We start from the raw sequence: 26660 nt of genomic DNA on the forward strand, positions 1-26660 counted from the left end.
ACAATAAAGTAAACAAAAAAAATAGGAAAGAAATGGAACTGACAACAATATATACGATCGTCGGCTTTGCATTAGCTGGTTATAGCGTTATTGCAAATGATTCAATACAAACGCTAGGTACTTTTATAGCGTCTAAACAAAAATGGTTTAAATGGTACACTCTTGCTGGTTCAGCATCTGTAGTAATGGCTATAGCTATTACATGGGGGTGGTATTCGTATGATGGTGATATATCATACGGCAGGCTTAACAGAATACCATTTCAAGAAATTCAATGGTACCACGCAGTGGCTCCTGCTATTCTTTTAGTACTTACTAGAGTTGGTATACCAGTATCTACAACCTTCTTAGTACTTTCAGCATTTGCATCCACTGTAGTATTGGAGAAAATGCTAATGAAAAGTGTTGTGGGTTATGGCCTGGCTGCTGTAGTCGCGTATTTAGCTTGGATAGTAGTATCAAAGTTTATCAATGAAAAATTTGATGAAGTTGAAGATAAATGGATAGGATTTTGGAGAAACTCAGTTTGGGTGACTTCTGGTTGGTTATGGTGGGTTTGGTTATCTCACGACGTAGCAAATATTGCAGTTTATCTCCCAAGACAACTAGATGTAACTTTACTATTAATTGTTCTAGCGTACTTTACAGCATTATTGTTCTATATATTTTATATTCATGGTGGACCAATACAAAAAGTTGTTTTAGATAAAACTGGAACAAGATATGCGAGATCAGCAACAATAATAAATGTTATTTATGCTGCGGTACTATACTACTTTAAAGAACTTAATGACCTTCCAATGTCTACAACATGGGTATTTGTAGGTTTATTATGTGGTAGAGAACTTGCTATATCAACTATGAATAAAGAGTACAAATTCAAATACGTCTTCCCATTAATTGGAAAAGACTTCATTAAAATGATCTTTGGATTAAGTGTGTCTGTAGGAATTGTTTTAGCAATTCACTACATTATTATTCCGAATAATTGGTTTTAAATAAATCTAATTATGGTCGTGTTAGAAATATCTAATACGACCATGAAATGTATAATTTTAGTATTTTTTTTTAAGATATTATTTCTTGAATTTAGAAACTAACTCTTTTAATTTTAGTTTTTCTTTTTTTAATTTTCTTAGTTTTTCCCAAGAAGAAAAAGCTCTGTCATTCATTCTTAATTTTGTAAAATGCTTAATTGCTAATTCAATTTTTTTGTGTTTTTTGATGAGTTCTTTAAACTCCTTCATATTGAATAATCATAGCATAAATAAAATTAAAACAATCAGAATTTAAAAAAAAATTAATTTTAAAAAAGGGTTTAAAAAGGTGCTCTTAAGTAAATAAGAAAAAAAACTGAATTATTTTTTGCTTTAGTTTTGCGTCTACGGTATGATCTGTTTAAGTCCCGCACTAATTCAGCTTTAGGCTGATGATCAATTTTTAAAAATTAACAATTTAAAGTGTCAAAATTATGATTTTAAAATTGGTAAAATTACTGTGTTTTCTTGGATTACACAGATACAAAACAATAAATATTGAGTTTGGATTTAATCCAACAGATAGAATTACGACTCTTGAGTGTAAAAATTGTGGACACACTAAATTAAAAGCTGATGGCTAAAATTAGATAAAATGAAAAATATTAGAAAAGATATTGAGATTAGAAGATTTATTGAATGGTCTAAAATTGTTAGAGGAAAACCAATTCAAATTAGATTATATGAATTGATATATTTTGAGCTTCTAAATTTGTGGATAGAGCTAAACCAACCCCCATTGAGAAGATTAATATATGAAACCATAAATTCAAATAATTATGATGAAAAGTTTGTTAAGGGAAAAATTTTTCAAGAATATATTGATGAAATTTTAGAAACACCTTGTGAAGATAAATCTGGTTATTATAACCCAGACTCAAGAGAAGTATTGAGTAAAGTTAACATTAAAGAATTATATGATGTTAAATTTTTAATAAAAAGTGAATTAAATACTGTGATAATGATCGATAGATATAATGCAATTTACACATTCTGCAGACTATATGAAGAGTGGTGTTTAAAAAAAAAATCAGAACAAATTGATGATGTGACTAAAAAAGAAAGATTTGATGTAACAAAAGACTTACCAATAAAGATTTCAGCTCAAAGGTAAGTTTATTTAACCCTTCCATAAATATCTTCAAATCTAACTATATCTGTCTCTTTAAGAATTGATCCAACTTGAGCTTCAAATATTTTGACTGGTTTTTTTCCAGGATTTTGAATTCTATGAATTGCCTCTAGTGGAATAAAGATATGATCATTTGGTTTTTTTACAAAACTATTTTTGTTCAATGTTATCTTGGGATTTCCTTGAGTAACTAGCCAATGTTCAGCTCTATGATGATGTTTCTGTAAACTTAAAATACCTTTTGGTTTTACAAATAACTCTTTAATCAAAAAATCTTTACCTTCAAATAAATTTGTGTACCTGCCCCATGGTCGATAAAAGATATTCTTCTTCTTGATGTATTTATTCTTTTTTTTGTCATACATTTTTAAAATTTCTTTCCAACTTCCAAGATCTGACCAAGGTATATCTAGTTTGATAGCATTAATTTGCTTTGTTTTTTCTAAAATTGCATAGTCAAATGATTTAGCTGTAGCTTTGGTAAATGAAGTTTTGTTTAAATAATAAGTATTAGATTTTAGTTTTGCTTTTTTAACCGCATTTACACAGTTTTTATAAATAATTGGTTGGTTTTTTTGAAAGTTATTAATTATTGAGTCTTTTCTAAGGAAAAACATTCCTGAATTCCAATAACCTTTTTGTTTTATTACGTGTTTAGCTTTAGAGATTTTGGGTTTTTCAATAAATTTAGTTACTTTATTAATGTTTCCTTTAATCTTTTTAGTAACAAAATATCCGTATTCACTTGAAGGTGATGTGGGTTTAATACCGAATATGAAGATATTTTGATTAGTTAAATTTGATTTATTTTTATTTATCGCTTTATTAAACACACTCATTTTTTCAATTAAATGATCAGCTGTAAAAAACATCAATGGCTGATCATTTGGAATATCTTTAATTAAGGCAGTACTTAATATAGCTGGAGCCGTATTTCTTTTTGCAGGTTCTAAAACTATCTTATATTTTTTAATCTTATTTTTTTTAAGATGTTGTTTTACTTGTTTTAAGTATTTTTTATTTGTACTTATAATTGGAGAGTCATAAATAGGTGCTTTAGTTCGCTCTAAAGTTTTACCCAGTAAAGTCCAATTTCCAAAATCAATAAATTGTTTTGCTTGATGTTTTTTAGAATTTGGCCAAAGTCTTGTTCCGGCACCTCCACATAAAATGACCGGTCGTATCTTCATTAAATTTCTGAATAATCCTTAACTTCTTTTTTCTTACCAGGATGAGTTGGTGCGCCCAAATAAGCTGGTCCTACTGTTTGTGCGTATTTCCAAAGTGTGCCTGATCCAAAATCTGATTTTCTTGGTTTCCATTTTCTTTTTCTTAAAGTTAATTCTTTTTTAGAAAGCCTTACATTTATCGTCCCTTTTTTAGCATCTATATCAATTACATCTCCATTACGTAATAAAGCTATAGGGCCTCCTAGGGCCGCCTCAGGGCCTACATGACCCACACAAAAGCCTCTTGTAGCTCCAGAGAACCTTCCATCTGTTATAAGAGCAACTTTTTCACCCATTCCCTGACCATAAATTGCACCTGTTGTAGATAGCATCTCTCTCATCCCAGGGCCTCCTACAGGGCCTTCGTAACGGATTATAATTACATCGCCTTCTTCATATTTACGTTTTTGGACAGCGTCCATAGCTGCTTCTTCATTATCAAAGCATCTTGCTTTACCAGTAAATTGTAATTTCTTAAGTCCGGCAATTTTAACTATACCGCCATCAGGAGCTAAATTTCCTTTTAAACCAACAACTCCTCCATCTGGAGATAATGGATTATCATATTTTCTTAAAACTTTTTGCTTAGGATTAAATTTAATATTTTTTAAATTTTCCTTCATTGTTTTCCCGGTAACAGTCATACAATCACCATGAATAAAACCTCCATCATAAAGTGTCTTTAACAACATTGGTACACCGCCTGCTAACCACATATCTTTTGCAACATATTTTCCACCAGGTTTCAAATCAGCAAGATAAGGTGTTTTTTTGAAAATTTTAGCCACATCCATTAAATCAAATTTTATTCCAGCTTCGTTGGCAATTGCGGGTAGATGTAATGCTGCATTAGTAGATCCACCTGTGGCAGCAACTATAGTAGCAGCATTTTCTAAAGCTTTTTTTGTAACAATATCTCTAGGTTTAATTTTTTTTGCTAAAAGATTCATTACTGTTTTTCCACTTTCTTTAGCGTACTTATCTCTTTCTTCATATGGAGCTGGCGTTCCAGCAGAATATGGCAAGGCTAAACCAATAGCTTCTGATACACATGCCATCGTATTTGCTGTAAATTGACCACCACAGGCACCTGCACTTGGACATGCAACTAATTCTAATTTTCTAAGTTCTGCTGAAGACATTTGACCAGACGAATGTTTTCCAACTGCCTCAAATACATCAACAACTGTTACGTCTTTTCCCTTATATCTTCCTGGAAGAATTGATCCGCCATAAATAAATACACTTGGTACATTTAATCTAACCATCGACATCATTAGCGCTGGTAAAGATTTATCACATCCAGCAATACCAACTAATGCATCATAACAATGCCCTCTTACAGTAAGCTCAGCAGAGTCTGCTATTACCTCTCTAGATATTAAAGAAGCTTTCATTCCTTCATGACCCATTGCAATTCCATCTGTAACTGTAATTGTGCAAAATTCCCTTGGAGTACCACCATTAGCTCTAACACCTTTTTTAACTGATTGAGCTTGTCTCATAAGAGCAATATTACAAGGAGCAGCTTCGTTCCAAGTTGAAACAACACCTACAAAAGGTTTTGATACATCTTTTTCTGTTTCACCCATTGCATAATAAAAAGACCTGTGAGGAGCTCTATCTGCGCCTAATGATGTATGTCTGCTTGGAAGTTTCTTTTTATTAAATTTTGCCATTATATTCCCTTTATAGTTACTAATATTTTATCAATATCATTCTTTAAATTATTATAATTAGTTTTTTCCTGATCAACAATCTCTTTCGGTGCTCTATCTACAAAACTTTTGTTTTCTAATCTTTGCAATATCTTGTTCATTTCTTCCTGAATTCTATTTTGTTTACTAGTTAAATTTTCTTTAATTAATTTTAAATCAACATCTTTATCAAAATAAATCTTAAATAAATCACCTGAAACAACCATAGTTGCTGCTGGCTTATCTAAGTCATCATTAAGGATATTGTTTATTCTTCCCAATTTTTTAAGGATAATTTCATTGTCATTAATAAATTTTTTTTGGATATCATTAATATTATTGATAGACATGTCTATAAATGAACCTGGGATTACATTAAGTTCATTCTTAAAGGATCTAATTTCAGATATTATACTTATAATATTTTCAACTTGCTCTGTATTAGAGTCTTTGTTGATTTTACCAGAAGGCCAATTAGCAAGCATTAAAAAATCTTTACTTGAATTATCAAATTTATTTTTAAGCCATATCTCCTCTGTAACAAATGGAATAAAAGGATGTAACAAAATTAAGATTTGCTTGAATATATAACTTGAAACTTTTTTAACCTCAGATTTAGCTTCTTTATTATCCGAAAATAGTATTGTTTTAGATAATTCTAAATACCAGTCACAATAAGAGTGCCATGCAAATTGATAAGCATTTTTTGCTGCCTCGTCAAATCTATAGTCTTCTAAATTTTTCTCAATTTTAGATTTTGCTTCAATTAATTCTGCATAAATCCATTTATTGATATTAACTGATAAATTTGGAACTTTATCGATATCAGAAAAATCACATTCATTTGTGATTAAAAAATTATTAGCATTCCATAGTTTATTCAAAAAATTTCTATATCCTTTAACTCTGTCTTCTGAAAGTTTTACATCAGTACCAGGAGATGCCATTGAAAGAAGAGTAAATCTTAATGCATCGGCACTATATTTTTCAATTAAATCTAAAGGATCAATAACATTACCTTTAGATTTTGACATTTTTTGACCCTTCTCATCTCTAACTAAAGCATGAACATAAATATCTTTAAAAGGTTCTTTATTTAAAAATTCTGTTCCAAACATAATCATTCTAGCAACCCAGAAAAATATAATATCAAAACCAGTTACTAAAACTGAAGTTGGATAAAACTTTTCAACATACTCTTTATTGTCTGGCCAACCCAATGTTGCAAATGGCCAAAGACCAGATGAAAACCATGTATCCAAGACATCAGGATCTCGAATTAAATCAACATCTTTTTTATAATGTTTTTTTGCTAATAATTTTGCATCATCTTCATCTTCAGCAACAAATATCTTTTTGTCAGGACCATACCAAGCAGGTATCTGATGGCCCCACCAAAGTTGTCTTGAAATACACCAAGGCTCTATATTGTTCATCCATTGAAAATAAGTCTTAGACCAATTATCAGGAAAGAATTTAGTCTTTTTTGAATTAACAACTTCTTTTGCCTTAACAGATAATTTTTCTGCATCAGCAAACCATTGTTCTGTTAAGAAAGGCTCAATTATAGAGTTAGATCTATCCCCATATGGAACCTTATTTTTTATATTTTCTTCTTTAACAAAAAAATCTTTATCCTTTAATTCTTTTAAAATTCTCTTTCTTGCTTCAAATCTGTCTAATCCTATATATTCTTTAGGCGCGTTTTCGTTAATTTTACCAGCTTCAGTAAATATATTTATAATTTCAAGATTATTTCTTTGTCCAACATCGTAGTCATTAAAATCATGCGCAGGTGTAATTTTTAGTGCACCAGTCCCCTGTTCAGGATCTGCATAATCATCTTCTATAATATTAATCTTTCTTCCAACAATTGGTATTGTAACTTTTTTGTCGACAAAAGATTTAAAGCGATCATCTTTTGGATTAACTGCAATTGCAGTATCCCCCAACATTGTTTCAGGTCTTGTTGTTGCAATTGTTATAAATTCTTCGGTTCCATCAATAGGATACCTAATATAATAAATTTTTGAATTTACTTCTCTTTGATCAACTTCAAGATCAGAAATTGCAGTTTTTAAAACAGTATCCCAATTTACTAGTTTTTTATCTTTGTAGATTAAATCTTTATTATATAGATCAACAAATACTTTTATTACTGATTTTGAAAGGTTTTCATCCATTGTAAAAGCATTACGCGACCAGTCACAAGAGCATCCAAGTTTTTTTAATTGGTTAATAATGATGTCACCATATTGCTCTTTCCATTCCCAAACTTTTTCAATAAATTTGTCTCTACCAATTTCATTTTTATCAATTTTTTCAGCAGTAAGTTTTCTTTCAACTAAAGCTTGAGTAGCAATACCTGCATGATCTGTACCTGGTTGCCATAAAGTTTCATAATTATTCATTCTGTGATAACGAACTAACAAATCTTGAATAGAATTATTCAAAGCATGACCCATATGAAGACTTCCAGTCACATTTGGTGGAGGTATAACTATTGAAAATTTTTTTGAATTTTCTTTAGGTTTGAATAATTCATTTTTTTCCCAATAAGAGTAAATCTTATCCTCTACATCAGAATGTATATATTTATCGTTACTCATGAATGTATAAAGTTTATAATTTATTAATCTAAATTAACAATAATCAATTTAGATCGTTATTTAATAGACTAATGAGAAATATTTAATATAAAAAGGCATCTGAAGCTATTAGTCAAAACAAGATGGCAACGTGGCGGAATGGTTACGCAGTGGATTGCAAATCTACCTATCCCAGTTCGATTCTGGGCGTTGCCTCCAAAAAAAATCTTGTTTTAGTTCTAAAAAAAAGTAAGTTGAGTTTTTTACATTCCTCGGTAGCTCAGTTGGTAGAGCAGTTGACTGTTAATCAATTGGTCGTAGGTTCGAGTCCTACCCGAGGAGCCAAAAATTTACTTAATATATTAAAAATTCTAAAAATTGAATTTAATACAAATGATTTTTGATTATTTGTTTAGAGGTCTTAAATTTAATCTTAAATTAAACTGCTTTAGAAATAACTGTTCCTGATATTTGTAAAGATTTATTAAATTTTAATTTTTGATCAGCACTAAGTTCTGAATATAATTTTGTTAAAAAATTATAGTTAACATTCATGTGACCTTCTTGAGATTTTTCTAAGTTAATTAGATATTCAGAAAAATCTTCAAAGAAATAATTAATTGGAACTTTTAAATAATTAGATAATTGAAGTAATCTAATAGAGCTAACTCCATTAGTTCCTTTTTCGTATTTTTGAATTTGTTGAAATGTAACATTAATCGCTTTAGCAACTTTAGTTTGTGTTAATCCTAAAGCTAATCTTCTCAGCTTAAGTTTATTACCTAAGTGTTTGTTGAAATTATCTTCCATTAAGACCCCTCTTAATTAAATTTTAAAATCATATTGAACAAACTTATTGAGGTTCATGCAACAGATAAATTTATTTTTTTTCTTGTAAAAAGATGAGTGATAAAAAACCTGTCAAGCTTAAGATTTTAAAAAAACTATTGTTTTTAAGATAAAAATATCAAACAGTTATCCAAATTTTTGATAATAAAAGAGTTAAAAGTTATAAAATTTGGCTTAAAAATAGCTTTGTTCTATCGCTTTTAGGATTAGCAAAAAATTCTTTTGTGTCAGCCTTCTCTACTATCTTACCTTCATCCATAAATATCATGCAATCAGCAACTTCTTTAGCAAATCCCATTTCATGAGTAACAACTATCATGGTCATTCCTTGTTTAGCTAAATCAACCATTACATCTAGTACTTCTTTAATCATTTCTGGATCTAATGCAGATGTTGGTTCATCAAATAACATTATTTTGGGTTCCATACATAGCGCTCTAGCAATAGCTACCCTTTGTTGTTGTCCACCAGAAAGTTGTCCCGGAAATTTTTGAGCTTGATCTAAAATTTGAACTCTTTCCAAGTGTTTTAAAGCCAATTCTTCAGCCTCTTTTTTAGGCATTTTTTTAACCCAAATAGGAGCTAATGTGCAATTGTCTAAAATTGATAAATGCGGAAATAAATTAAATTGTTGAAAAACCATTCCGACTTCTGCTCTAACTTGTTCTATATTTTTTGTATCTTCAGAAATCTCAGTTCCATCAACTATAATATTTCCTTTTTGATGCTCTTCTAATCTATTAATACATCTAATTAGTGTAGATTTACCAGATCCAGATGGTCCACAAACAACAATTTTTTCTTTAGCTTTAACTTCAAGATTAATATCTTTAAGTACTTGAAAGTCTCCATACCATTTGTTTACTTCTTTAATCTGTATAATTGAATCTGACATAGTTATTTATCTATCTGTTTTAAATTTTAATTCTAATTTTTGACTATATTTACTCATACTGTAGCAAATAATCCAGAATATAATTCCAGCAAATACGTAACCTTCCATCGAAAACCCAAGCCATTTAGGATTTGTTTTTGCTAAATTTAACATTCCAACTAACTCCAATAACCCTACTACAAAAATTAATGGAGTATCTTTTACTAAAGCTAAAAAAGTATTGGCAATACCAGGTATTACCAATTTAAGAGCTTGTGGTAAAATTACTAATAAATGAAGTCTCCAGTACCCCATACCTAAAGATTTTGCTGCATCATACTGTCCTCTAGGTAGTGCTTGTAAACCACCTCTAATAACCTCAGCTGTATAAGCAGCTTCAAATAATGTAATAGCAACAATAACTCTAATTAATTTATCAACATATGTTCCATCTGGTAAAAACATTGGAAACATAACTGCAGACATAAATAATACTGTAATTAACGGTACACCTCTCCAAAACTCAATAAATGAAAGTGAAGAGTATTTAACTACTGTTAAATCAGATCTTCTTCCAAGTGCTAACATCATCCCTATGGGGAAACAGAAGATTAATGAAAAGAAAGAAACAATAAAAGTTAAGGATAAACCACCCCATGCACCTGTTTCTACCCATTCTAAACCAAATTCACCACCTGAAATTAGATAGTAAATTAAAAGAAATGAAATTATTGGTAGAAAGATAACATAATAAAAAGTTAGATATTTTTTATATTTCAATGGAAAAAAATATCCTGCTCCCATCAATCCTAAAACAATAATGAATGTTGCATTAACTCTCCATTGCTCAGCATTAGGATACATTCCATACATAAATCTATTAAACCAAGTTTTAATATAAACCCAACATGCACCACCTCCCGTACAAGCTTCTTTGCTATCACCAACAAATGTAGCATCAAGAACAAACCAATTGAGTAATGGCGCAACACTAAAAATTATCAATATAATTATACTTATGCTTAAAGCTGCATTAAAATTACTAGTGTTAATATTTTTGTTAAGATCGTCTAGAATTTTAATTCCAGAAAATTCTATTCTTACTAAATGTAATCCAATCATTCCAAAGATTAGAGGGGTAAAAAAACTGACAAAACTAGGTAAAAATCCAGTGATATTAGTCTCATAAAAATTATTTAGACAAAAATCAATTAACCCTAGTGCAAAAAATAAAGAACCTAAGATTAAAAATAAATTTAAATTTGTTCTATTGGGTTTTAAAAAATTTATATTACTCATTACTATTTTTCCTGTATCGCAATTCTTTTATTATACCAGTTCATGAATAGTGAAATTACTAAACTGATTGATAAATAAGTGGCCATTGTAATTCCCACAATCTCAATAGCTCTACCTGTTTGCATCATTGCAGTACCTGCAAAAACTAATACTAAATCTGGGTAAGCAATAGCTGCAGCCAAAGATGAATTTTTTGTTAAGTTTAAATATTGGTTTGTAGTAGGTGGTATTATAATTCTTAATGCCTGAGGTAAAATTACTAATTTCAAAACTTGGCTAGGTGTTAAACCAATTGATGCAGCAGCTTCTTTTTGACCTTTCCCAATACCCTGTATTCCAGCTCTTACATTTTCGGCAATAAAAGTTGCTGTATACAAAGTTAAAGCCAATGTCAGCGCTATAAGTTCAGGAGGTATTCCCATACCACCTTCATACGTGAAGGAAGTTTGAGCCAGTTGTTTCAATTCTGGAAAGCTCCAAGACAGATCAACACCACCTATTATAAAAGTTAATGCTGGTAGTATTATAAAAATTCCAAGTGAAATTAAAAATTTTGGATACTGTTTACCCTCTTCTTCTTGTTTTTTTTTTGCAAATTTATTGAAAGAATAAATTGCCACCATTGCAACAATCAAAGCAATCATAAATACATCAAAATTGTTCCAAATTGGAGCTGGTGTATATAGCCCCTTAATAGTCATAAAAGAAGATCCAAAAATTAATGGGGCATCCTCTGGCATTGGCAGTGCTCTTAAAGCTGCAAAATACCAAAAAAAGATCTGTAACAACAAAGGTATGTTTCTAAAGAATTCAACATAAAAACTGGCTGTTTTATTAATTAGATAGTTGGGTGATAATCTGGCAACACCAATCACAGCACCTAATAGAGTACTTAAAATAATACCAATGAATGAAACTAACAATGTATTTAATAGTCCAACTAGATAAGCACGTCCATATGACATGGAGCCATCATAATCAATTAACGAAAATTGAATATCAAATGAAGCTTCTTTTGATAAAAAACCAAAACCAAACTCGATACCTCTAGTATCCATGTTCTCTTGGGCATTCATTGTAAAGAAACCAAAGATTAAAACTATGAATAATAGAGTTAAAAATTGAGGTAAGATTTTTTTAAATTTCATTTGATCGGATAGTATAAAAAAAGGGCTAGATAAATCTAGCCCTTTTTATCAATTTATTACTTTTAATTATCTTGATGGTGGAACGTATAAAATACCACCTTTAGTCCATAATTCATTTGGACCTCTGTCTGGTAAGATACCAGTGTCAGCTATATTTCTCTTATAACTTTCACCATAGTTTCCAACTTGTTTGATAATTCTCAAGTTCCACTCGTTATCTAAACCGAATGCAGCACCCATTTCACCTTCAGCACCAACTAATCTTTTGATTTGTGGGTTTTCTGAAGTTTTCATCATGTCAGCATTAGCAGAAGTAACACCGTACTCCTCAGCTTCGATCATAGTATTTAAAGACCATCTTACGATATCTTCCCATACTGCATCACCTTGTCTAACAACAGGGCCTAATGGCTCTTTTGAAATAGTTTCAGGTAATACGATGTGATCATCAGGGTTTGACATTTTAGTTCTTTGTGCAGCAAGACCTGATTTGTCAGTAGTGTAAGTATCACATCTACCAGCATCATAAGCAGCTACAACTTCGTCAGCTTTTTCAAAAGCAACTGGAGTATAAGAAATTCCTTTAGAGTTAAAGAAGTCTCTCATGTTTAACTCAGTTGTTGTACCAATGTTAGTACAAGCTGAGATTCCATTTTTGAATTGGCTTGTTGAAGTAATTCCAGAGTTTTTTCTAACCATGAAACCTTGACCGTCGTAGAAGTTTACTCCAACGAAAGTTAGTCCAATGTCAGCATCTCTAGAAAGAGTCCAAGTTGTGTTTCTTGATAAGATATCAATCTCACCAGAAGTTAAAGCTGTAAATCTTTCTTTAGCACTTAATGGCGTGAACTTAACTTTGTTCGCATCACCTAGTACTGCAGCAGCTACCGCTCTACATACATCAACATCAACACCAGTCCAATTTCCTGCAGCGTCAGCATTAGAAAATCCTGGTAGACCTTGAGATACTCCACATCTTACAAAACCCTTCTTCTGAGTGTTTTTAAGTGTCTTAGATTTTTTAGCAGCGAAAGTTTCAGTTGTAAAAGTAAACAACACAGCAACCATTGCTACTAAAGAAGTTAATTGTTTTACGTATTTAAACATTATTCTTCCTTTTAGTTATTTTTATTTGTTAACAAATAATTCAAAATAAATTTGAATTAGGTTAATCTTTTATCATTATCTAAAGTTGATCAAAGTAAATTGATTAATTTAGAACGCTATTAACTATATGTTGTGTGAGCAAAAGTAAAGAGGATATATATTGATAATGGTGCGCCCTGCACGACTTCGAACGTGCGACCCTCGGTTTAGAAAACCGATGCTCTATCCAGCTGAGCTAAGGGCGCAATAAATAAATACTGATACATATATAATACTTAATTAGTATTTAAAAAGAAATTTTTTAGCTATTAAAAGTAAAGATAAGAGCTCAACTCTACCTATAATCATAAAAAAAATCAGAAAGTATTTAGTTAAAAAATGAAGATTATTAAAGTCAAAATCACTTAGACCATAAGCTGATGAATTGACTGTATTCATTAAAGTCAAAATTGCTAATTTAAATGAACTTTCAAAGCTAATGTCACTTAAACTTAATAAAGAAGTTAAAATAAATAATGAAATAATAAAGATTATTATTGTTAAGAAATATTTATTAATTTCTTTGACTTCAAAATTTATTTTAGAAAACATTAATTTATTCATAAAAACATTTTTAGGTTTACTAAAAGATAAAATTTGATTTAACGAATATTTGGTTAATGAATATATTTTTAAAAACCTTAAACCAGAACTTGTGGAGAAAAAAGATCCACCAACTATTACTAAAATTAAATAAATAAAACTCAATTTTGACTGGTCATACTCTAGTGAGATACCAATATTAGATATACTACTGACAAGAGATAAAAAACTATAAGTAAAATTATTATCAAAACTAAAGAAAATAAAAAAAATTGTAACAGCAAATAAAAGATACAAAAATAAATGAATATCTTCATAAAAAAAATTAAGATTTTTATTTCTTAAAAAAATCAAATTATAAATAAAGAAAATACTAAAAAAAGAAACTAACATTAATAATGAAAAAATAACTATTTGAGACTGGTTAATTAAAATTGATGAAAGATTATTGGATGGCAAAAAACCACCTGATGAAATTATAGTCATTGATAAATTAAGAGAATTAAAAGATCTAATATCAAAGAAATTTAAGATTAAAAAAATAGATATAGTTATACTTGAGTATAAAATAAAAATTTTAATTGTTTGCTTTAATACTTCGGCACTATTAAATGATAAAAAGTTTGTAAGTGATTTTTTTAAACTATCATCATAAATATCTATTAAAAAAATAATTGAAAAAAGGAAATATAAACCCCCTATCCATTGTATTGAGGATCTCCATAAAATTAAACCTTGATCAATGTGTTTTATATTATCAAAAATTGTAAATCCTGTAGAAGTAAATCCAGAAACAGACTCGAATATTGAGTTTAAAAAAGTCAAATTATAAATACTGAAATAGAAAGGGAGAGACAATATTACTGGCAATAAAATGTAGCCCAAAAAGACAGTTAAAATCTTTTCAAATATTGATGGTTTTCTATTAACTTCTTTGATCTTATAAAATAATAAACCAATAATTAATGAAGAAAATAAACTAAAATAGTATGTATTCAGATTTAGATATAAATTGAAATAATAAGAGTAAATTATATTAAAAAAAGAAAAGACTGATACTAGGATTAAAAAAAAACTTAGATATTTTACCCTAAATAGAGACATTAATAATTATATAGAACTTATTCTAAATATATTTTCTACTACTGATATTGAATCTTTTTTGGACAATAAAACAACTCTATCATCTTTTTGAAATATGAAATTTGATCTTGGTATCACCACTTTATCATCACGTAAAACAGCACCAATTCTAATTTCTTCAGGTAAATTTGAATTTTTCAATTCTTTGTTTATTAATTCTGACGTTTCAATAATTTCAGCTTCAATTACTTCGTATTCACCATTAAGAATAGTGTAGGCTGTTTCGATTGTACCTTTGTGGATATGTTTCAAAATACTTGAAACTGTATTCATCCTAGGATCAATTAAATCATCTATCTTCAAAGAGTTTTGTAATAATGAATAATTTGGCTTGTTTATTAAAGCCATTGTTCTTTTATCATCAATTTTCTTTTCATCTTTTGCAAATTTTTCAACAAGAACACTAACCATCAAATTATCTTCATCATCGTTCGTAAGTGCAAGCACAGTCTCTACTTCTTCTAAATTTGCTTCAATTAAAACTTCCTCATCAAGAGCATCACCATTTATAATAATAGTATTATTTAGTTCGTTTGCTAAAAATTCTGAACGATCTTTATCTTTTTCAACAATTTTTACTCTTGCTGAGTCTAAGCTTTCTTCAAGATTTTTTGCAAGGTTAAATCCAATGTTTCCACCACCTACAATCAATATCTTTTTTGATACCTTCTCATTGTGTCCGAAAGCTTCAAGCGTTTGTGACATTTGAGTTGAGTTGATTATAACATAAATTTTATCATCTTTTTGAATATCATCATTCTTTTTAGGAATTAAAAATTTATCCCCTCTAATAATACCAATTATATTTGCATCAAGATTTGGATGTTTTTTTGTTAGCTCATTAAGTTTAATATTAATTAAATTACAATTTTCATTTATCAAAATTTCTAATAATCTAATTCTGTTATCAGCAAAAGGTACGCTATCTAAAGCGCCTGGTGCTTCCAATTTTCTTTGAATTGATTTCGCTATTTCTAATTCAGGTGAAATAATTACATCAATTGGTAAATTCTCTTTATTATAAACAGTTGTAAATTTTGGATTTAAATAATCTTGCGATCTAATTCTTGCAATTTTTTTTGGGATATTAAAGATAGAAAAAGCTATTTGACAAATAACCATATTAATTTCATCGTTACGTGTAACTGCTATAATCATGTCGGCTTCAGAAGCGTTTGCTTTCTCTAAAATAGTTGGATACGTGGCTTTTCCAACTATAGCTTTAACATCCAAGGAGTCATCTATCTTTTGGATATCTTCGCTAGATTGATCTATAACAGTAATAGAATGGCCTTGTTCACTAAGCTGTTTGGCTATAGTAAAACCTACTCTACCCGCTCCACAGATAATTATATTCATTTTAATTAAATTCTTTAATTCCTAAACCTTTTAATTTTCTATGTAAGGCACTTCTTTCCATTCCAACAAAATTTGCTGTTTTTGAAATATTGCCATTAAATTTTTTAAGTTGGATAGTTAAATACTCTTTTTCAAACTTTTCTCTAGCCTCTTTTAATGGCACAGATAGGCTGTTTTCTGTAATCTGATCATCAAAATTATCAATTTTTAATGACTCTTTAATAATATTTGAAATTTTGTCTTTTGTGCCTGGTTGTAAAATCGCAATTCTTTCAATCAAATTTCTAAGCTCTCTAACATTTCCCTTCCAGTTATGATTTAAAATATAGCTATTGTTTTCATCTATTTCTAACTCTTTAATATTATAATTTTCTGATATTTTTTTTGAAAAATATTTTATTAATAATGGAATATCTGAAATTCTTTGGCTTAATGGTTCAATATTTATTTCAAATACATTTATTCTATGAAATAAATCTTCTCTAAAGTTACCTATTTGAATTTCTTTTTTTAAATCTTTGCTTGATGAGCAAATTAATCTAACATCAACACTTACATCATTGTTTCCATTAACTCTTTTAAATTTTTGATCAATTAAAACTCTTAATATTTTTGATTGAATATCTAGCGGTATTTCAGAAATTTGATCTATAAGTAAGGTGCCTTTATTAGCTTTCTCGAGAGCACCATAAGATATAGATCCATTTTCTTTTTCTTCGCCAAATAACTCTAATTCATATTTATTTGAGTCTAGCAATGCACCATTGAGCACGATAAACGGATTTTTATTTCGTGAAGATTTTTTATGTATCTTTCTAGCAATTAGTTCTTTTCCAGAGCCTGAAGGACCGTGAATAAAAACTCTGCTCTCAGTTAAAGAAATCTTTTTTATCTGGTCAATTATATTAATTGTATTTTTACTATCTCCAATTAAGTCATAAGATGAAAATAATTTACTTTCATACTCTTTATTTTGTTTTTTTAGATTATAATTTTCAACAGCACGACTTACAAAATTAAGTAATCTTTCTTGATCAAATGGTTTTTCGATAAATTCAAATGCGCCATGATGTAAAGATTTTATAGCCATTTCAATATTTGCATGACCAGAAATTATTATAACTGGTACATCCTTATTTTTAGTTTTAATGTGAGATAAAAGTTCAATGCCATCATTGTCTCCTTTATCAAGTTTTACATCAAGTATAGCTACATCAGGTAACTTTTTATCTATCTCTGCTAGAGCTTGGTTATAATTAGCAGCAATTCTTGTTTTATAACCAGCATCAATAATCAATTCATTAATAATATTTCTAATATCAGTATTATCGTCAACTATTAAAATTTCAGCACTCATTATTTAATTAAAGTAATTTTTATTATTGCACCATCTTCTTTAGATATAAATTCAATATTACCATTATGGTCATTAATTATCTTGTTTGCAATCGATAGACCAAGTCCCGTACCTTGTTTTTTTGTTGTAAAATATGGGTTTAAAATTTCTTTAATATTATTCAAATCTTTAAAACCTATCCCATTATCATTGATAATAAGACTTATATGACTATTAAGATCATTTAGTTCAATAGCAATAATCTTTTTAAAATTAGCAGCTTTTTCAGTTTTTTGCTGAATACTTTCAATTGAATTTTTAATTAAATTGAGGAAAACTCTACTTAATTGTTCCTTGTCACTATTAAACAATATTTGTTTAATGTTATTCTTAAACTCGATTTTAATTGTTTTATCTAATTCTTGAAGTAATTCAATATTATCCTTCATTAAAATAACTAAATCATTTTTTTGGAATATAGGTTTTGGCATTCTTGCAAAATCAGAGAATTCATTAACTAATTTTTCTATTTGATTAATTTGATTGTTAATAATCTTTAAATTTTCTTTAAAATTTTCTCTGTTTTTTTCATCTAATTCGTTGGAATATTTATTTTTTAATCTATCAATAGTTAATTGAATTGGTGTAAGTGGGTTTTTAATTTCATGAGCAAGTTTTCTTGCTAGATTACCCCAAGCTTCATGTTTTTCATTGATAATTAATTTATCTTGTTGATCTTTTAGTCGATCAATCATTTGATTGAAATTTTTATTCAATATTTCTAAGTCTTTATCGGTTTTAACTTCAGGAACTTTTATATCTAAATTTCCTTTTCCAATTGAGGTGGAAGCTAAGATCAAATTATTAATAGATCTAAAAAATCTAGATGAAAATCTAATTGCTATTGAAATAGATATAAACAATAAAAGAGATACAATAATAATATAAATTATCGCAAATGAAACTTTGATACCAGTACTTTTTTCTTCAACAGTATAATAAAAATTAATAGCCTCTTCTGACTCTGTTAAATATTTAGAAATATCTTTATCAAGATATTTAACAACATAAATAAATCTATCTTCAAAATTTTGTAATCGCATTATAGCAGCAGATCTATTTTCAAAAGCATTTATAATTTTTAAGGGACGGTCATCATCTAACACTAAGTTTAAAGCTTTATCAACTGGGGGAATATATGGATCATCATCTTCTATAGTTGAAAATAATAATTTTTTTTCTAAATTAATTATATGTATTTCATCAACACCACGAATTAATTTTTGTGTTTGTAAAAATCTTTTATATTCTCTTTCATTATCATTTAAAAATTTTTTACTTTTGTTTACATCAAAGGCAATAAGAACTATTTTTGATTGAATTTTGTTTCTTACTTCGTCAACATAACTCCTAGCTAGCTCATAAGAGTTATTAACAACCGTTGTAACTTTTTTGTCAAAATATTTTTCAAGAGCAAAAGAAAAAAGAAATAAAGAAAAAACAGATATTAGCAACGAGGGAATAAAAGTAAATAATGCAAAATATGTTATATATTTTTTATTAGATTTTAATCCATCCTTATCGATATCAATTTTAATTGTTTTTTTAATTTCTAAAAAAATAAAAACAAAAAGAAGTCCGAGCAAAACGAAATTTAGAATTAGTAAAAATTGTAAATTTTGACTTGATAATTCTATGAGACTTTTATCGATAAAAGTTAAAAAGGTTAAGAAACCTACAGATAATGTGATAATAAATAGAAATATTAAATATATATTTTTTTTGATAAAATCGTACATTCTTAAAAAATAATCACTATAAATGATGAACAATTATTTTATAATACTTGCCTCTGGACAAAGCAAAAGATTTAATTCAAATAAACCAAAGCAATATATTACTTATAGAAATAAAGCTCTTTTTGAACATTCTTTAGATAAAGCCATAAGATCAAAACTTTTTAAAAAATTTATCATAGTTGTTAACGATAAAAAACAAATCAAAAAAAAATATTCTAAAGATATTACAATTATTAAAGGTGGCAAAGAAAGATCAGATTCCTCTCTAATTGCCTTAAAATATATTAAAAAATTTAGTCCCAATAATGTTTTAATTCATGATGCAGCAAGACCCAATTTTACTATTGGTCTTTTAAATAAATTAATTAATTCTCTAAAAAAGAATAAAGCATCTGTTCCTGTTATTTCTTCTAAAGACTCAATTAAATATAAAGTTAAAAATCAATTGTTTAATCTTAATAGAAAAAATTCTTACTTAACTCAAACTCCTCAGGCATTTAAATTCAAAGACATCTATGATTTGTCTATAAAACAAAAAAATATAATTCAGGATGAGGCAACACTATTTATCGATAATAATTTAAAAATTAATTTTATTAAGGGTGAGGCTTTAAATAATAAGATTACTTTTAAAGAAGATTTAATTAATACAAAAACTTATTTTGGTATTGGATTTGATATTCATAGATTGATAAAAGATAAAAAACTTTATTTAGGTGGAATTAAAATCCCTTTTCATTCAGGTTTAAAGGGACATTCAGACGGAGATGTAATTTTGCATTCAATAATTGATGCTCTATTGGGTGCCATGAGAAAAAAAGATATAGGTAACTTTTTTCCTGATAATAAAAAAAAATTTAAAGATATTAGATCTCCAAAAATGCTAAAACCTATTGTTGATATTTTAGATAGAAATAATTTCTATATTAATAATTTAGATATTAATTTGATATGCGAACAACCTAAAGTTTCCAAATATAGAAATAAAATAATAAATTCTTTATCAAATTTATTAAAATTAGATAAAGATTTAATTAATTTAAAAGGTAAAACAGTTGAAAAATTAGGATTAATTGGAAAGGAAAAAGCAATAGCTTGTGAAGTTATTTGCTCAATATCACAATGAAAAAAATCAATGTGCTAATATCAACTTTTTTTGGTTATGGCTATTTAACCAAAATACCAGGAACTGTTACATCGTTAGTTACGACTGTTTTTATTTATATTGCATATGAATATCTTGGATACACAGATCTTAAATTTTCAATAATTTTTTTTACTCTTTTATTTTTCTACTCTTTTTATGCAGTTAAAGATGCAGAAAGTGAGTTTAAGAATAAAGATCCTAGACAAATAGTTATTGATGAAGTTTTAGGTCAAGCTATGCCATTAATCCTTGTGTTACACTTAAGTCAAAACAGTCAACTAAACTTACCAAATGAAGTTTATTATGTGTTGTCTTTTATTTTCTTCAGATTTTTTGATATTTTAAAGCCTTTTCCAGTTAGTTATTTTGATAAAAATTTCAAAAATTACTTTGGAATAATCATGGATGATATAATGGCTGGATTATATTCAATGTTATTAATTTACCTAATAAGTCTTAAATTTTAATGAGTATTCAGCTTCTCCATAAAAAATTAATTAATAAAAAATTAACTATATCTGTGGCCGAGTCTTGTACTGGTGGGTTATTGGCTCATAATTTAACTAAATTAGCCAACTCATCAAAATATTTTCAAATGGGCCTGACCACCTACTCCAATCAAGCTAAAATTAAAATTTTAAAAGTTAATAAGAATATTATTAAGAAATATGGCGCTGTAAGTTATGAATGTTGTAAAGCAATGGTAAGAAATTTATCAAAAATCTCTAAGAGTAAAATCAATATATCAATTACTGGAATTGCAGGACCTGGTGGAGCTTCAAAAAATAAACCAATAGGTTTGGTTTATATTGGTATTAAAAAAGGTAAAACCTTAATTGTTAAAGAAAATAGATTTAAATCTAATAACCGTAATTCTGTTCAAAAATTAACAGTTAGAGAGGTGATTAAGATAGTTTTAAATTTAATTTAATTAATCTTCTATTGGTCTATAAAGATCTTCTGCTCTTTTTTGAAAAGCATCTGCTATCTTATTCAAACCAAACTCAAAAGACTTAGACATCAAAACATTTAAGAATTTATTCTCGATTTCAAAATTAATATCAAAAGAAATTTCGGTGCCCCTTTTTGTTTCATTAAAATTCCAATTATTTTCTAAGTGATTTAATGGTCCACCAATATTGGTTACATTTATAGTACTGTTCTCTTTGTCAAATTTTACATCACTTTTATATGTATCTTTAAATGGTCCTTTACCAATGGTAAGATCAGCAATAATTAAAATTTGATTGCCTTCTTTATTTCTTTCATAAACATGTGAGTCCAAACAAAAAGGAACAAACTCTGGATATTTTTCAATATCAAGAACTAAATCAACAAGTTGATCTTTTTTACATTCAATTAATCTCTTAACTGATGCTTTAGGCATTAATGTTTGTTTAATCTATTTTGTTGAAGTTGAGCAAAATCTTCATCAGCATGATACGAAGATCTTGTTAATGGTGATGAAGAAACTAGTAAAAATCCTTTTGCTTTAGCTATTGTTCCTAAATCATCAAATTCTTTTGGAGTATAATATCTATCAAGTGGATGGTGTTTTGTTGATGGCTGAAGATATTGACCAATAGTTAAAAAATCTACATCTGCAGCTTTTAAATCATCCATTACTTGTAAAATTTCATCTCTACTTTCACCTAGTCCGACCATAATTCCAGATTTGGTAAAAACATTTTTATTAACTTGTTTGGCATTTTTCAAAAGTTCTAAAGAAGAAAAGTATCTTGAACCAGGTCTAACTTTTAAATAAAGACTGGGTACAGTTTCGATATTATGATTAAAAACATCTGGGTTTGCATCTAAAACTCTTTTATAAGAATCTCCTTTTCTCAAAAAATCAGGTGTTAATACTTCAATTGTAGTATTTGGATTTTGTTTTCTTGTTTGATTTATTGTTTCAAAAAAATGTTCTGAACCACCATCATCTAGATCATCTCTATCAACAGATGTTATCACAACATGTTTTAAATTTAATTTTTTAACAGCCTCAGCTATTTTAACAGGCTCTAGTTGATCCAATTTTCCAGGTAAACCAGTTTTAACATCACAAAAAGCACATGCTCTTGTGCAAGTATCACCCATGATCATAAATGTTGCATGTCTTTTACTCCAACATTCGGTAATATTTGGGCAATTAGCTTCTTGGCAAACAGTTACTAGATTATTATTATTTACAATTGTTTTTGTTAGGAAAAACTCTTTACTATTTACAAGCTTAGACCTTATCCAATCAGGTTTTTTCTTAATTGGATTTATTGGTTTGTTTTGTTTTTCTGGATGTCTAGTTTTCATCGTTTTTAATTATATAAATCGTCTCTCCTTCTTTGCCAAACAAAAATCTCTCCCTTATTAGTGTTTCAATATAATCAAGATCTAAATTGGTGCTTAGTAAAGTATTTTTATGATCTAAATCATTTATTTTATTAATTAAGGATAATTCTTTTTTTTTCAAGTTGGACAAAAGTTCTTTTTTTTCAATAAATGAAAAAAGACCCCTTTCACCTGATACAAGATTAAAAGCAAAGTAAAAAATCAAAAAAATAGATACTAATAAAAAATAATTTCTTTTTATTAATCCAAGCATTAATTGATTTTATTCATCCTCGCCTTTTTTCCAAGTTCTTCTTCAATACGAATTAATTGATTATATTTAGCTACTCTTTCGGATCTTGCTAATGATCCAGTTTTAATTTGATTAGAGTTTGTCCCAACTGCCAAATCTGCAATAAATGTGTCCTCACTCTCTCCTGATCGATGAGATATGATTGTTTTATATCCTATAGTTTGAGCAAATTTTATCACATCTAAGGTTTCAGATACTGTGCCAATTTGATTGAGTTTAATTAAAATTGAATTTGATGAAATATTTAAAAAACCTTTTTTAAGTCTTTCAAGGTTTGTTACATACAAATCATCTCCAACGATTTGAACATCTTTTACTGATTTCATTAATTTATTCCAAGCCAGCCAATCATTTTCTGCAAAAGGGTCTTCGATTGATTTTATTTTATATTTGTTAATAATTTTTTGATATTCTTTGATCGATTTTTCAACAGAAATATAACTTTTAGAATGAATGGAGTATTTATTCTTTTTAAATAATTCATTGCCTGCAACATCAAGACATATGGAAACATCTTTACCATTTTTAAAACCTGCTTTTTTAATTGCAGAAACAATTAAATCTAGCGCTTGATTATTGCTACTGATCATTGGGGCAAAACCCCCTTCATCACCAACGGATGTCGATAACCCCTTGTCTTTAATTAGCTTACTTAGACTTTTAATAACTAAAAAACAAACTCTCATTGCTTCAGAGAAACTTTTTGCACAATCAGGTCTGATCATAAATTCTTGAATTCTAAGACCATTGTTAGCGTGTGCCCCACCATTAATTATATTCATTAAAGGATATGGTAATTGAAAATTTTTCTTGACTGAAAATGTTTTATATAAAGGTAATTTTTTAACTTTAGCTGAAAGTTTTTTAACAGCCATAGAAACAGCCAACATTGCATTTGCCCCAAGATTTGTTTTTTGTCTTGTTCCATCAAGGTTAATTAAAAGGGTGTCAATTCGTTCTTGGTTATGAATATTTTGACCTTTTAATTTTTTTGAAATTTTTGTATTAACTAAATTTACAACACTAAAAACACTTTTTCCTAAATATCTTTTATTGTTTTTGTCTCTTTTTTCATAAGCCTCATAAGTTCCAGTAGATGCGCCAGAGGGACAGATGGCTGATGCGCTATTATTCTTTACATGGACTTCAGCTTCAACTGTTGGATTACCTCTACTATCAAAAACTTGTCTTGCTTTTACTTTTAAGATTTTGCTCACTACTTTTTAATTAAGTTATCAATATCAGTTAATTGTTTAAGTAAGTTTTCTAACTTATCTAAAGGAACCATGTTTGGACCATCTGATGGAGCATTATCAGGATCTTGATGAGTTTCAATAAACACTCCTGCAACTCCTACAGCAACTGCAGCTCTTGCTAAATATTCAACAAATTCTCTTTGTCCGCCAGAAGACTCGCCCTGACCACCTGGTTGTTGTACTGAATGTGTTGCATCAAAAATTACTGGATAACCATTCTTTGCCATGATCGGTAATGACCTCATATCTGATACTAAAGTATTGTATCCAAAGCTAGCTCCTCTTTCTGTAACTAAAATATTTTCATTTCCAGAGTCTGCTATTTTTTTTGTAACATTAACCATGTCCCATGGGGCTAAGAACTGTCCCTTTTTAACATTTATAATCTTATTAGTTTTAGCAGCAGCAATTAAAAGATCTGTCTGTCTGCATAAAAACGCTGGTATTTGTAAAATATCAACATGATCTTTTAATAAAGAACATTGCTCTGCGTTATGAATGTCGGTTAAAATTGGAACATTCAATTCTTTTTTAATTTTATCAAACACTGGAAGGGATGCTTCTAAACCAGCTCCTCTTTGACCTTTAAGACTAGTTCTATTAGCTTTATCAAAAGAAGTTTTATAAATAAATCCAAGATCAAATTTTTTTGTAATTTCTTGAATTTTACCTGCCATGTCCATTGCATGCTGTTCTGTTTCGAGCTGACATGGTCCGGCAATAATACAAATTTTATTATTATTTGAAATTTCTATATTTCCACAATTTACTTTTTTATTACTCATTTATGATTTTTTGCTGCCTTGATAAATGATGAGAATAAAGGATGAGGGGCTAAAGGTCTAGATTTAAATTCTGGGTGAAATTGAACTCCTATAAACCATGGGTGATTTTTTAACTCTATAATCTCAGGTAACTTATTATCGGGCGATAAACCAGAAAAAATCATCCCTTTTTTTTCAAACTTATCTTTATAAGCTATGTTCACTTCATATCTATGTCTGTGTCTCTCTTTAATCAATTTTGATTTATAAATTTTTCTGATTTGTGAATTATCCCTAAGCTTGGCATCGTAGGAACCTAATCTCATTGTCCCACCTAAATCTTTATCAGTTCCTTTAATCATCTTTCCATCTTTGGTCCATTCATTAATTAATCCAATTATAGGTAAACCTTTTTTATCAAATTCACTTGATGTAGCATTTTTTAAATTTAATTGATTCCTTGCAAATTCAATAATTGCCATTTGCATTCCATAACAAATACCTAAGAAAGGTATCTTATTTAATCTAGCATATTTGATTGCCTCAATTTTTCCATCAGTTCCTCTTTTTCCAAATCCACCAGGAATTAATATTCCTGAAATATTTTTGAGTTTTTTCTTAATTTCTGAAACTTTTAATTTTTCAGAGTCTATTCTAACTAGATTGACCTTTACTTTATTATCTATTCCGCCATGAGTTAATGCTTCATCCAATGATTTATAAGCATCTTTCAGCTCCACATATTTTCCAATAATTGCAATATTTACTTGCCTCTTATTTTGTAAAATTATTTTAGTAATTTTTTTCCAAGGATTTAGGTTTGCAGGTTTTTTAGATTTTAATTTAAAATAATTCAATACTTGAAGATCTAATTTTTCTCTAAAAAAACTCATTGGAGCTTCATAAATAGTTCTTACATCCACAGTCTCAATCACATTCTTAATATCAACATTACAAAATAACGAGATTTTTTTTCTATGATCTAAAGGGATTGGTCTTTCAGATCTACAAATTATTATATCAGGCTGAATACCTATGCTTCTTAATTCTTTTACAGAGTGTTGAGTAGGCTTTGTTTTTATTTCATCGGAAGCTTTTAAATATGGAACTAATGTTAAGTGAATAAATAATGCATTTTTTTTTCCAACATCATTTGCAAATTGTCTAATAGCTTCAACAAAAGGTAAGCTTTCGATATCCCCTACTATTCCTCCAATTTCACAAATTACAAAATCTTCTTTTGATGAATCGTGCTTGATAAATTGTTTAATACGATCTGTGATATGGGGAATTACCTGAACAGTTTTACCAAGATACTCTCCTTTTCTTTCTTTTCTTAAAACATCACTATAAATTTTACCTGTTGTTATATTGTCTGATTTTTTCGCAGATACTCCAGAAAACCTCTCATAATGTCCAAGATCTAAATCTGTTTCAGCTCCATCATCTGTTACATAAACCTCTCCATGCTGAAACGGACTCATTGTTCCTGGATCTACATTCAAATATGGATCTAATTTTCTAATTCTGACTTTGTAACCTCTTGATTGAAGTAAGTAAGCTAAAGAAGCTGAAGAAAGACCTTTTCCTAAAGAAGAAACCACACCGCCAGTGACAAATATATATCGCGCCATGGAACTATCTTATAGCGAATAAAAAATGAATTGAAAAGTAAT

The 26660-nt window shown here is 28.5% G+C and carries 25 protein-coding genes and 3 tRNA genes; 8 read left to right on the forward strand and 20 right to left on the reverse strand.

The features are described from left to right. Nucleotides 1-32 precede the first annotated feature (32 nt). Complete coding sequence (locus ACIJYA_RS03525) at nucleotides 33-998, forward strand: hypothetical protein (protein WP_435089190.1); 966 nt, start codon at nucleotides 33-35, stop codon at nucleotides 996-998. Between the two features lie 78 nt (nucleotides 999-1076). Here the strand turns inward: ACIJYA_RS03525 and ACIJYA_RS03530 are convergent, their stop codons facing one another. Then, nucleotides 1077-1247 carry a hypothetical protein gene (locus tag ACIJYA_RS03530; RefSeq protein ID WP_435084866.1) on the reverse strand — a complete coding sequence of 57 codons (171 nt, stop codon included), beginning with the start codon at nucleotides 1245-1247 and terminating at the stop codon, nucleotides 1077-1079. A 224-nt stretch (nucleotides 1248-1471) separates the two neighbouring features. On the opposite strand from ACIJYA_RS03530, the gene ACIJYA_RS03535 reads away from it, so the two are divergent. Both ACIJYA_RS03535 and ACIJYA_RS03540 read left to right on the forward strand, forming a co-directional pair. Beyond that, nucleotides 1472-1621 carry a hypothetical protein gene (locus tag ACIJYA_RS03535; protein WP_435089192.1) on the forward strand — a complete coding sequence of 50 codons (150 nt, stop codon included), beginning with the start codon at nucleotides 1472-1474 and terminating at the stop codon, nucleotides 1619-1621. An 11-nt stretch (nucleotides 1622-1632) separates the two neighbouring features. Beyond that, entirely contained in the window at nucleotides 1633-2151 is a 519-nt protein-coding gene (locus ACIJYA_RS03540; protein WP_435089194.1) for a hypothetical protein, read from the forward strand. A gap of 2 nt (nucleotides 2152-2153) precedes the next feature. Here the strand turns inward: ACIJYA_RS03540 and ACIJYA_RS03545 are convergent, their stop codons facing one another. From ACIJYA_RS03545 to ACIJYA_RS03555, 3 genes are read right to left on the reverse strand one after another with little or no spacing between them, the layout of a single operon-like run. Then, a complete protein-coding gene (locus tag ACIJYA_RS03545; RefSeq protein WP_435089196.1) occupies nucleotides 2154-3359 on the reverse strand; it encodes a sugar phosphate nucleotidyltransferase in 1206 nt (401 codons plus the stop codon). Further along, nucleotides 3359-5077, reverse strand: a complete 1719-nt coding sequence (gene ilvD, locus ACIJYA_RS03550) for a dihydroxy-acid dehydratase (RefSeq protein WP_435089198.1) — start codon at nucleotides 5075-5077, stop codon at nucleotides 3359-3361. Before ilvD ends, ACIJYA_RS03545 begins: the two co-directional genes overlap by 1 nt. Continuing rightward, a complete protein-coding gene (locus tag ACIJYA_RS03555; protein WP_435089199.1) occupies nucleotides 5077-7704 on the reverse strand; it encodes a valine--tRNA ligase in 2628 nt (875 codons plus the stop codon). Before ACIJYA_RS03555 ends, ilvD begins: the two co-directional genes overlap by 1 nt. Before the next feature lie 124 nt (nucleotides 7705-7828). Here ACIJYA_RS03555 and ACIJYA_RS03560 point away from each other — a divergent pair. Together ACIJYA_RS03560 and ACIJYA_RS03565 are read left to right on the forward strand one after the other, a co-directional pair. Continuing rightward, nucleotides 7829-7902 (forward strand) — tRNA-Cys (locus ACIJYA_RS03560). Between the two features lie 50 nt (nucleotides 7903-7952). Next, nucleotides 7953-8028 (forward strand) — tRNA-Asn (locus tag ACIJYA_RS03565). 93 nt (nucleotides 8029-8121) lie between these two features. Here ACIJYA_RS03565 and ACIJYA_RS03570 read toward each other — a convergent pair. The 10 genes from ACIJYA_RS03570 to ACIJYA_RS03615 form a co-directional block, all read right to left on the reverse strand. Continuing rightward, nucleotides 8122-8493: a helix-turn-helix domain-containing protein gene (locus ACIJYA_RS03570; protein ID WP_435089201.1), complete on the reverse strand. Its 372-nt coding sequence runs from the start codon at nucleotides 8491-8493 to the stop codon at nucleotides 8122-8124. A 199-nt stretch (nucleotides 8494-8692) separates the two neighbouring features. Next, the gene (locus tag ACIJYA_RS03575) at nucleotides 8693-9427 is read right to left on the reverse strand and encodes an amino acid ABC transporter ATP-binding protein (RefSeq protein WP_435089202.1); all 735 of its coding nucleotides are present in this window, start codon (nucleotides 9425-9427) and stop codon (nucleotides 8693-8695) included. A gap of 6 nt (nucleotides 9428-9433) precedes the next feature. After that, a complete protein-coding gene (locus tag ACIJYA_RS03580) occupies nucleotides 9434-10705 on the reverse strand; it encodes an amino acid ABC transporter permease (protein WP_435089204.1) in 1272 nt (423 codons plus the stop codon). 2 nt (nucleotides 10706-10707) lie between these two features. After that, nucleotides 10708-11853, reverse strand: coding sequence for an amino acid ABC transporter permease (locus ACIJYA_RS03585; RefSeq protein ID WP_435089205.1), 1146 nt, complete (start codon nucleotides 11851-11853; stop codon nucleotides 10708-10710). 66 nt (nucleotides 11854-11919) lie between these two features. Next, nucleotides 11920-12960 (reverse strand): amino acid ABC transporter substrate-binding protein, encoded by a 1041-nt coding sequence (locus ACIJYA_RS03590; RefSeq protein ID WP_435089207.1) that lies wholly within the window; start codon nucleotides 12958-12960, stop codon nucleotides 11920-11922. A gap of 167 nt (nucleotides 12961-13127) precedes the next feature. After that, nucleotides 13128-13205: transfer RNA gene (locus ACIJYA_RS03595), tRNA-Arg, on the reverse strand. Between the two features lie 34 nt (nucleotides 13206-13239). After that, nucleotides 13240-14367 (reverse strand): TrkH family potassium uptake protein, encoded by a 1128-nt coding sequence (locus tag ACIJYA_RS03600; RefSeq protein WP_435089209.1) that lies wholly within the window; start codon nucleotides 14365-14367, stop codon nucleotides 13240-13242. 285 nt (nucleotides 14368-14652) lie between these two features. Then, on the reverse strand, nucleotides 14653-16044 hold the full coding sequence (trkA, locus tag ACIJYA_RS03605; protein WP_435089211.1) for a Trk system potassium transporter TrkA: 1392 nt from the start codon (nucleotides 16042-16044) through the stop codon (nucleotides 14653-14655). A gap of 1 nt (nucleotide 16045) precedes the next feature. After that, nucleotides 16046-17401 (reverse strand): sigma-54-dependent transcriptional regulator, encoded by a 1356-nt coding sequence (locus ACIJYA_RS03610; RefSeq protein ID WP_435089212.1) that lies wholly within the window; start codon nucleotides 17399-17401, stop codon nucleotides 16046-16048. Continuing rightward, nucleotides 17401-19179, reverse strand: a complete 1779-nt coding sequence (locus tag ACIJYA_RS03615) for an ATP-binding protein (protein ID WP_435089256.1) — start codon at nucleotides 19177-19179, stop codon at nucleotides 17401-17403. The genes ACIJYA_RS03610 and ACIJYA_RS03615 overlap by 1 nt, the downstream gene beginning before the upstream one ends. A 25-nt stretch (nucleotides 19180-19204) precedes the next feature. Between ACIJYA_RS03615 and ispF the strand changes: the two genes are divergently transcribed. From ispF to ACIJYA_RS03630, 3 genes are read left to right on the forward strand one after another with little or no spacing between them, the layout of a single operon-like run. Beyond that, nucleotides 19205-20305 (forward strand): 2-C-methyl-D-erythritol 2,4-cyclodiphosphate synthase, encoded by a 1101-nt coding sequence (gene ispF, locus ACIJYA_RS03620; RefSeq protein WP_435089213.1) that lies wholly within the window; start codon nucleotides 19205-19207, stop codon nucleotides 20303-20305. Then, nucleotides 20302-20793 carry a phosphatidylglycerophosphatase A family protein gene (locus ACIJYA_RS03625; RefSeq protein WP_435089214.1) on the forward strand — a complete coding sequence of 164 codons (492 nt, stop codon included), beginning with the start codon at nucleotides 20302-20304 and terminating at the stop codon, nucleotides 20791-20793. Before ispF ends, ACIJYA_RS03625 begins: the two co-directional genes overlap by 4 nt. Further along, nucleotides 20793-21257 carry a CinA family protein gene (locus tag ACIJYA_RS03630; protein WP_435089216.1) on the forward strand — a complete coding sequence of 155 codons (465 nt, stop codon included), beginning with the start codon at nucleotides 20793-20795 and terminating at the stop codon, nucleotides 21255-21257. Before ACIJYA_RS03625 ends, ACIJYA_RS03630 begins: the two co-directional genes overlap by 1 nt. Here ACIJYA_RS03630 and ACIJYA_RS03635 read toward each other — a convergent pair whose 3' ends face one another. From ACIJYA_RS03635 to ACIJYA_RS03660, 6 genes are read right to left on the reverse strand one after another with little or no spacing between them, the layout of a single operon-like run. Beyond that, a complete protein-coding gene (locus ACIJYA_RS03635) occupies nucleotides 21258-21713 on the reverse strand; it encodes a type II toxin-antitoxin system RatA family toxin (protein ID WP_435089218.1) in 456 nt (151 codons plus the stop codon). After that, nucleotides 21713-22633: a lipoyl synthase gene (lipA, locus tag ACIJYA_RS03640; RefSeq protein WP_435089220.1), complete on the reverse strand. Its 921-nt coding sequence runs from the start codon at nucleotides 22631-22633 to the stop codon at nucleotides 21713-21715. The genes ACIJYA_RS03635 and lipA overlap by 1 nt, the downstream gene beginning before the upstream one ends. Then, complete coding sequence (locus ACIJYA_RS03645; protein WP_435089222.1) at nucleotides 22623-22925, reverse strand: FtsB family cell division protein; 303 nt, start codon at nucleotides 22923-22925, stop codon at nucleotides 22623-22625. Before ACIJYA_RS03645 ends, lipA begins: the two co-directional genes overlap by 11 nt. Continuing rightward, nucleotides 22925-24181 (reverse strand): phosphopyruvate hydratase, encoded by a 1257-nt coding sequence (gene eno, locus ACIJYA_RS03650; protein ID WP_435089224.1) that lies wholly within the window; start codon nucleotides 24179-24181, stop codon nucleotides 22925-22927. Before eno ends, ACIJYA_RS03645 begins: the two co-directional genes overlap by 1 nt. Further along, nucleotides 24181-25005: a 3-deoxy-8-phosphooctulonate synthase gene (kdsA, locus tag ACIJYA_RS03655; protein ID WP_435089226.1), complete on the reverse strand. Its 825-nt coding sequence runs from the start codon at nucleotides 25003-25005 to the stop codon at nucleotides 24181-24183. Before kdsA ends, eno begins: the two co-directional genes overlap by 1 nt. Next, entirely contained in the window at nucleotides 25002-26618 is a 1617-nt protein-coding gene (locus ACIJYA_RS03660) for a CTP synthase (protein WP_435089228.1), read from the reverse strand. The genes kdsA and ACIJYA_RS03660 overlap by 4 nt, the downstream gene beginning before the upstream one ends. Between the last annotated feature and the right edge of the window lie 42 nt (nucleotides 26619-26660).

It is taken from the genome of Candidatus Pelagibacter bacterium nBUS_29 (genome assembly GCF_051200905.1).
Taxonomy (GTDB): Bacteria; Pseudomonadota; Alphaproteobacteria; order Pelagibacterales; family Pelagibacteraceae; genus Pelagibacter.